Raw genomic sequence first — 8,538 nt, forward strand, 5'->3', positions numbered from 1 at the left:
GAATGAGCCAAGTGGATAAAAAATGTTTGATCAAAAGCTAAATAGATCAAATCATCTTTAGCACAAAAGTATAACATGGAGATTATGGAAATATCGTGATCGTCATAATCTGCGGTATTCAAGGGATTTTTTTTGTACTTTATTCCTTTATGAGAAATGTTGAAAGCAAGGAGGATATTCTCTCTAAGACAAATGAGTAAATAAACCACTTCGAAGATATGCATTTTTTAAAAAAGTACAAAGTGTCTTTGCCTCAAATTTAATAGGCATATTCTAAAAATACAGGTTCAACAGACTCATCCCAAATAGAAGAGTAATGGGATAAAAGTTTTTCAGCATCTGTTTGACCCGTTGCCACAACCTCTTCTAAAGGATTAAGAAAATTTGTTTCATCAAAACCATTTGCATCATAATGTTTGCGATTTTTTAAGCCCTTGCGAGCAATAGCAATAGCTTGACGGGCCAATTCTAAAAGAATGGTTTGACGAAAAGGGGTTTTTAACCCTTCTTTGGGAACGCGTTGGCGCATATCTAAAACCTCTTCAAAACACCAATCTTTGGTCAAGGCCTCTGCCTCGTTAAGCGCTTCTCTATCATAAAGAAGCCCAACCCAAAAAGCCGACAATGCACAGATGCGCTTCCAAGAACCGCAATCAGCTCCTCTCATTTCTAAAAATCTTTTTAAGCGAACTTCAGGAAATAACGTTGATAAATGGTTAATCCAATCTCCCATGTTTGGAATTGAATTTGCAACTTGTCCTCTTAATGCTCCATGCATAAACTGACGAAACGTTATATGTGTACAATCATAATAACGACCATCACGGACAACAAAATACATGGGAACATCAAGGGCCCATTCAACGTAATCAGCAAAACCAAAACGCTCAGAAAATATAAAGGGAAGAACGCCTGTTCTCTGATTATCTGTATCACGCCAAATTTCAGAACGCCATGACAAAAAGCCATTTGGGCGTCCTTCTGTAAAAGGTGAACTGGCAAATAATGCGGTTGCAACGGACTGTAACTTCATGGATACTTGCATTTTTCGCCGCATATCGCTTTCAGATGAAAAATCAAGATTAACCTGAACTGTTGATGTGCGATACATCATATTAAGACCATTATGCCCGACTTTTGGCATATAATCAGTCATAATCTGATAACGTGATTTTGGCATTTTCGGCGTTTCAGCTAACGTCCACTTTGGACTAGCTCCTATCCCCAAAAAACCAATACCCAATGGTTCAGCAATTTTCTTGAGAAGAGCTAAATGTTCCATCAACTCGTGATACGTATCACCTACTGTTTTTAATGGTGCTCCAGATAATTCAAACTGTCCCCCAGGTTCCAAAGAAATAGCTCCCTGTTCAACTGATCCTACGAGCCCAATAATATTCCCTTTATCTAAAATAGCTTTCCATCCTAAAGCACTTTGCATCCCCTCTAATAGCGCTCGGATTCCCCTCTCACCGTCATAAGGAACAGGGCGAAAACCCTCTCTGTAAAACGGAAATTTTTCATGTTCTGTACCAATACGCCAATCATCTTCTGCTTTATACCCCCCTTGGAAATAACTCACCAAGGAATCTAAGTTATAAACTTCACTTCCATCCATTATATCAAGCGCCATAACTTATCGTATCCTATTATTGGTATTATCATCTTAAATGAATTGTTTAGAATGATTTTACAGATATCTCAATTCATTGACCAATCCCCCACGGTAGCATTAAGAAGAGCTAAAGCTGCAACAGCGGCAGTGTCAGCGCGTAAAATGCGTGGACCTAATGATATTGAAACCACAAAAGGATGCTTTTTTAAAAAGTTCCGCTCTTCTTCACTAAACCCACCTTCTGGTCCAATGAGAACACCAGGCGTTGTAACATCACACTTTTTAAAAGAACGTAATGGATTATGCGATTTATACTCTTCATCACAAAAAAATAAAGGCTGTGTCTCATCCCAACGTGCTAAAAGCTCTGCTAATGATAGAGCCGATACACATGCAGGGAGAGATAAAATGCCACATTGTTCAGAAGCTTCGATAACATTCGCTTCCATACGCGCCATATTGATACGTGTAACCTGAGTATGATGCGTTATAACAGGCTGCAAAACCGATACCCCCATTTCAACAGCTTTCTGCACCATATAATCCAACCGCGCATTTTTGAGTGGAGCAAAGCAATAAATAAGATTGGAATGTGTCGTTTGTATTCTTTCTTGATGGATAAGCTGAACCACGACAAATTTTTTCTTAACAATAAGAAGTTTGGCAAGCCACTCACCATCCTGTCCATTAAAAAGTAGAATTTCCGCTCCTTCTTTCATCCGCAAAACATGCACAAGATAAGAAGCTTGTGCCCCCTCTATCTTTATTTCTTCATTCAAAGCCAATGTCTGTCGAATAAATAATCTTTTAAGTTTATAATTTATGCGCATAAAATCTTGCCAACGCTCACTATCATCATAGAAAAATGAAGAAAAATATATAACAAAAAGAAAAAATTATATCTATAGCACTATAATATATTAAAGGATTATAGAGTTTTTTAGCTTTATGAGATAATAGTGGGAACCAATGGATCGTTAAGTGATTCTGCTTTCATAAAAGTTTAAATAATACACCATTCATCTTTGCATTCGGTTATTGATGCATCAGTGGAGGAGAGATATGTCTGCTAAAAAAGCTACCATTATTACGGTTACAACCCTCTTAGCTTTTATTTTGATTACGGTGGGAATTGGTTCTGTTGGAGCAGATGGAAAGCATACAGTTATCAAAGATGGCTATGGTATTTCTTCTCAGATTCAATAAGAACTGGCCGATATGTCCGTAAAGTTTTAATGAAACAAAATGTTCTTTAGCAATTTTCTAAGATTTGCATTCATATTATGAATCTCTTGTATTTAAAGAGATTCCATAGAGAGGTGTTTTTATTCCCCTTTTCTTCAATCGTTTATCTACATACCAACTGCACTTATGAAAGAGAGGAAGGGTTTTGGTTTCATCACAAACAGATTAAAAAAATGAGAGAATCTTAGGATATTGAAATTTCTTCTTTAAATTTAAAAAACGAATTTAGATTGCAAATAGACAAATTATTGTGACAGAATAGAATGTTATATAGATGAAAAACAATGCTCAATCTATATCAATGTCTTTTGTAATCAGAAAATTACCATGATCTTGTCCTTTAGAGCTCAGAGAAAATGTAAAAGGCCATGCAAGACTGTTAGCAAGGCATTGGACATCTTTACATAAAGTTTCTGACCTATGATTTTTGTGCAATTGTGCTTGTAATATCAATTCATTCTGCTGTCTTTGAGCAATAGCCGTTGGAACAGCCCCCTGTATGGATAAACTCAAGTCTGCTGTACGCATCAATGACTCTGTCACCTTCATCACACCTTCTGAAAAGCTTGCCTGAATATTCCAGTGTTCAAAATTTGTGGAGAGAGAATCATTACTTGTTAAAAGAAATTGTTGTTTGTTTGAAAGTTTTGTTTGTAATTCATTCAAATCATACCCTAAGAGCCAACCAGAAGACATCTTCAATGTTAATCCACCCTGCATCTTTGTAAAAACCTCCATCCAAGAACCCGCACGTGTTTGTATCGTTGCGGTAAAATTTGTTTTGCTCTGTACAAATGGAATAAATCCTAAGGTTTCTAAAGTCTCCTGCGTATCAATAGAAGACCCTGACATAGTTCCTCCAATACGTATTTTCTGTCCAGATGGCGTAACTTCAATATTACTTTGAACGGATCCACCCCAAATATTGGCATGTCCAAGATCAAAAATACCATGCCCATTTCTTATCTGTATTGCAGCAGCTAAATTTGTAAGTGAAATATTTCCTACTTTGACTTGTGGTGCAGAAAGTCGTATATCCACTCCAATACGATCCCAAAGCGCCATATCAAAGAATGAATTTTTCTTTTTAACCAAAAAAAACATTGAGTCCAAAAGATTAATGTCTAGGTTATCAAATGCTAAAGAGCCCATGACATTTGGTACATAATCTTGAAAATCAAATTCCAAAGCTCCACGTGCATTGGCTTTCCCTATCGTAAATGCAACGTTGTTCATTTGGATATGCATTGGTCGCGCTAAAAAATGAGATTCCCATACAATAGGTATTTTTAATCTATGTCCCCAAAACTGTTTTCCTCCAATCCAAGACAAAGTCTGATTCCATCCTGGAGAGCGCATTGATATTTTCCCATCAAAAATATAATATTCAGATAACCGAGCTTGTCCTGTAAAAGTTATTCCCCCACGTATAGAATTAAGACTTGCTTTAATTTGGCTTTTTCCTCCTGCCAAAAGTAACAATGCTTGAGAAGCATCAATTGATAATTTTGTAAATTCTCCGCGCCAACGAGCATCTGCACGCAACCGTACTTCTTGAGTCGATTCTGGCCAATCTAGAGTCGCATTTAATCCTGTTATTTTTTCTGCTGCTCCTGAGAGGCTATCATGATAACAAGGGTACCATTTTCAATGACAACCCGTCCAAGAGGTTGTTTTAAAAGGTGTTCTATCTCTGGATGTTCGGGATTATGCTTTAATATTTCACGCGCCTTGCATATGGCCAATCCTAAGGTACCTTGTGAGAAAGAAAAACGATCAAAAAAATCTGCCATTGTTTTAACAGGCTTTTCCATAACAAATTGAGGATGCACAATCCGCGTCTCTGAAAAAGAAACACGTCCCCCAAAAAGATCAACAACAGAAAGATCGACTTCTATTGATTCAGCTTCCATTAATGGTGCAACATCATCCATTTTTGATGATAAAATAACACCGGAAAGTAACGCTTTAGGATAAGGAAAAAGATTTAACCGCGGCGGATCACGCAATTGCACATTATAACCTGTCCATGCACTCAACTCTTGCGCTAAACGAACACGAATCATATCCGTAGAAACAAGATAAGGTAAAACGAAAATCCCCACTCCAAATAAAAAGATAATTGTAATAAAAATTCCGCTCAAAAATTTTATTATTCTGATGCGCACAATATCCGTCTATACCTATCCCCTATAAAAGATTAAAAATAAACTTAAATAATCATTAACAGGCTCTTTATAACCCTATAATTCACCATATCCATTTTGTATTTTCATTATTTTTGTTCTTTATCCAAAGTTTATTCAAACAGCAATATTGCTGCTTCTTTATAAAGCAATTATTTAAAAGTCTCCTAAAACTATAAATCCACAATATTATCAAACCATTCTTACTGTTATCATATGAATATTGCTATAAAACTCTATCGTATTATTAGAAAATGCTTTACAAAAAAACAAACAGCCTCACCGAAAGGATCTCTCCCATGAATAATATTATCGACGGAAAAAAACTTGCTGAAGAGATTATTGTAAAAGTTAAGGCTGAAACCATAAAACTCCGCAATCACTACAATATACAACCTAGTATCGCCGTTATTATCGTTGGAGATGATCCTGCAAGCCAAGTCTATGTCGCCTCAAAAAATAAAAAAGCTGAAGAATGTGGGTTTCTTTCAATCAAACATGTCGTTCCCAAAGAAATACAAGAAAAAGAACTCCTTCAACTTATTGCAACATTAAATTCTGATCCTAAAGTTCATGGTATTTTGGTACAGCTGCCTCTCCCTGCCCATATCAATACAAACCGCATAACACAAGCCGTTGCTTTCCAAAAAGATGTTGATGGTTTCCATTATATCAATGTAGGAAAACTCGCAGCAAATGCACTTGAAGATGCTATTATTCCCTGCACACCAGCGGGAGCTATGATGATGATTGAACAACACTGTGGACAAGATTTATCTGGACTTGATGCTGTCGTTGTTGGACGCTCTAATATCGTTGGAAAACCTATGGCTGCCCTTTTAACAACCGCCAATGCTACTGTGACAATTGCCCATAGTCGTACCCGTGACCTTGATGATGTATGTCGGAGCGCCGATATTCTCGTGGCAGCTGTAGGCCGCCCACAAATGATTAAAAAAGATTGGATTAAAAAGGATGCTATTGTTATTGATGTAGGCATCAATCGTATTCCAGCTCCAGAAAAAGGTATAGGAAAAACGCGTCTTGTTGGGGATGTCGATTTTGAAAACGTAAAAGAAAAAGCTGCTGCAATCACCCCAGTTCCAGGGGGCGTTGGCCCCATGACAATTGCCATGCTTATGGTTAATACACTTAAAGCCGCCGCCCGCTTACACAATCTTCCTGTACTAAAATTCTAAGAAGTGTAACAATTCATTGTACATGGTTGCATTGCATGTGGTTCATCTTGTTTCCTTTTGCATTCCTCATGTCACAAAAACAGATGCCCCCTGATCTGCACGATTAACCGATTGACGAAAAACACGAAAGAGTTCACGTCCAACACCATGTTCGTTTTTTGTAAGATCAGGAGGTGTGATTGTTCGTGCGTTAAATTTTGCTAAATCCTCTAAAAGAGTTAATTTACCCCCATAAACATCAAGGAAAACAATGTCACCATCTTGCAAACGCGCAATGGGACCCTTATCCAAAGCTTCTGGTGTCACATGAATGGCTGCTGGAATTTTTCCTGATGCTCCGGACATACGGCCATCGGTTATCAAGGCTATTCTCTGACCGCGATCTTGTAAAACGCCTAAAATGGTCGTTAATTTATGAAGCTCTGGCATACCATTGGCTTTTGGTCCTTGGTAGCGAATGACAGCGATAAAATCTTTATCGTACAACGCTCCAGATTGAAAAGATTTTTGGAGTTCTTCTTGATCATTAAAAACAAGAACTGGTGCTTTAATTTGCCAATATTCTGGTTTAACAGATGAAACCTTTATAATAGCGGTTCCCAAATCTCCCGATAAAACACGAATCCCCCCCTCAGATTGAAATGGTTTTTTCCACCCTGCTAACACCTTATGATTACCACTTTCCTTAAGAGCTGCTTCACGTACCACACAGCCATCAGCAGAAAGCTTTGCTTCAATTGCATAAGCATTGAGATCTTTATCAACAACTGTAGAAACATCTTCATGCACTAAACCAGCTTCAATAAGCTCGCGAATAATAAATCCTATCCCCCCTGCTGCATAAAAATGATTGATATCAGCCAAACCATTCGGATAAATTCGCGCTAAAAGAGGCACAACAGATGAAATTTCTGCAATATCATGCCATGTCAATTGAATACCACAAGCAGCAGCTATAGCTATCAAATGAATTGTATGATTGGTAGAGCCTCCTGTTGCATTTAATCCGACAATGGCATTCACAAAGGAACGCTCATCAATAATCATACCAAGTGGTCTATAATGATCACCAAGATCGGTCATTTCAAGTACACGCTTTGTCGCTTCTTTTGTTAAAGCATCACGCAACGGTGTATTCGCATTGACAAAAGAAGCTCCCGGCATATGCAGCCCCATCATCTCCAGTATCACCTGATTTGAGTTAGCAGTCCCATAAAATGTACATGTTCCTGGTCCATGATACGAACGGGGTTCTGATTCCAAAAGTGTCTGGCGATCTATTTTATTTTCCGCGTAAAGTTGACGTATTTTTGCTTTTTCACCATTACCTTGCCCCGTTGTCATAGGACCAGCGGGTATAAAAATTCCTGGTAAATAGCCAAATGTTAGTGCACCAATCAATAAACCTGGTACGATTTTATCACACACCCCAAGATACAATGCTGCATCAAAAATATCGTGTGATAAGCTTATCGCTGTCGCCATTGCAATCACTTCACGCGAAAAAAGGGAAAGCTCCATCCCTACATTCCCTTGCGTAACACCATCACACATCGCAGGAACACCCCCTGCTACCTGTGCAACACCACCAACCATACGGGCTGCCTCTTTAATTAAGTGAGGAAACGTTTCAAAAGGTTGATGTGCTGAAAGTATATCGTTATATGCCGTGATAATGCCAATATTCCCAACGATATTTCCCTTCAGACGCTCTTTATCTATTGCACCACAAGCAGCAAAACCATGAGCCTGATTGGCGCAGCCCAAAAAGCTCCGCTTGGGACGATGAGCCTGTGCATTCGCAATACGATCTAAATAAATTTCTCGTGTTGGTAAAGAGCGTTCATAAATCCTTCGTGTAACTGTAGCAATTACCTTGGAAAGTGCCATATTTATTTCCCCTTTTCATTGATGCTCCCCCTTATTCATGAAAGAGAGATTGCGTTTCTATTCACCTTGTCCCTCATATTTTAATTCACTTATTTCATTTTCTGCAGGCGACCAATAAACCTGCATAAGATGAGGAGAATTACGCAAAATCGCCCGAACCGGCATTTCTATTTCAGCCCCACCTTGACAAGCTTCTTCAAAACAGTCACGTTTCTGAAAACCTTCAAAATGGAGAATAATGCAACGAGATTGTATTATAACTGGCAAAGTGAGTGAGAGTCTTGGCTCAATAGCGCTCTTGGAATGAAACGGTAAAACAAGTGCTTGTGTTCGAAGGTCAAGTGCTTGCTTTAAACGATCAGCATCAGGAAAAAAGGAAGCCGTATGTCCATCAATCCCCATT

The 8,538-nt window shown here is 38.3% G+C and carries 6 protein-coding genes and 1 pseudogene; 2 read left to right on the plus strand and 5 right to left on the minus strand.

All coding sequences use genetic code 11. From position 1 onward, the window contains the following. Positions 1 to 259: 259 nt before the first annotated feature. Entirely contained in the window at positions 260 to 1,633 is a 1,374-nt protein-coding gene (locus BN338_RS00490) for a glutamate--cysteine ligase (protein WP_039758036.1), read from the minus strand. Between the two features lie 68 nt (positions 1,634 to 1,701). After that, complete coding sequence (locus BN338_RS00495) at positions 1,702 to 2,445, minus strand: 16S rRNA (uracil(1498)-N(3))-methyltransferase (RefSeq protein ID WP_039758039.1); 744 nt, start codon at positions 2,443 to 2,445, stop codon at positions 1,702 to 1,704. Between the two features lie 232 nt (positions 2,446 to 2,677). On the opposite strand from BN338_RS00495, the gene BN338_RS11955 reads away from it, so the two are divergent. Further along, positions 2,678 to 2,821, plus strand: coding sequence for a hypothetical protein (locus tag BN338_RS11955; protein ID WP_198003647.1), 144 nt, complete (start codon positions 2,678 to 2,680; stop codon positions 2,819 to 2,821). Between the two features lie 327 nt (positions 2,822 to 3,148). On the opposite strand, the pseudogene BN338_RS00500 reads toward BN338_RS11955, so the two are convergent. After that, positions 3,149 to 5,028 (minus strand): annotated as a pseudogene (locus BN338_RS00500) (AsmA family protein). A 317-nt stretch (positions 5,029 to 5,345) separates the two neighbouring features. Between BN338_RS00500 and folD the strand changes: the two are divergent. Then, on the plus strand, positions 5,346 to 6,245 hold the full coding sequence (gene folD, locus BN338_RS00505) for a bifunctional methylenetetrahydrofolate dehydrogenase/methenyltetrahydrofolate cyclohydrolase FolD (protein WP_039758040.1): 900 nt from the start codon (positions 5,346 to 5,348) through the stop codon (positions 6,243 to 6,245). 66 nt (positions 6,246 to 6,311) lie between these two features. Here folD and edd read toward each other — a convergent pair whose 3' ends face one another. Further along, a complete protein-coding gene (gene edd / locus BN338_RS00510) occupies positions 6,312 to 8,135 on the minus strand; it encodes a phosphogluconate dehydratase (protein ID WP_039758042.1) in 1,824 nt (607 codons plus the stop codon). Positions 8,136 to 8,192: 57 nt separating this feature from the next. Next, the coding region (locus BN338_RS00515) for a 6-phosphogluconolactonase (RefSeq protein WP_039758043.1) at positions 8,193 to 8,538 on the minus strand (346 nt) is incomplete at its 5' end.

The sequence above is a fragment of the Bartonella queenslandensis AUST/NH15 genome (assembly GCF_000312585.1).
Taxonomy (GTDB): Bacteria; Pseudomonadota; Alphaproteobacteria; order Rhizobiales; family Rhizobiaceae; genus Bartonella; species Bartonella queenslandensis_A.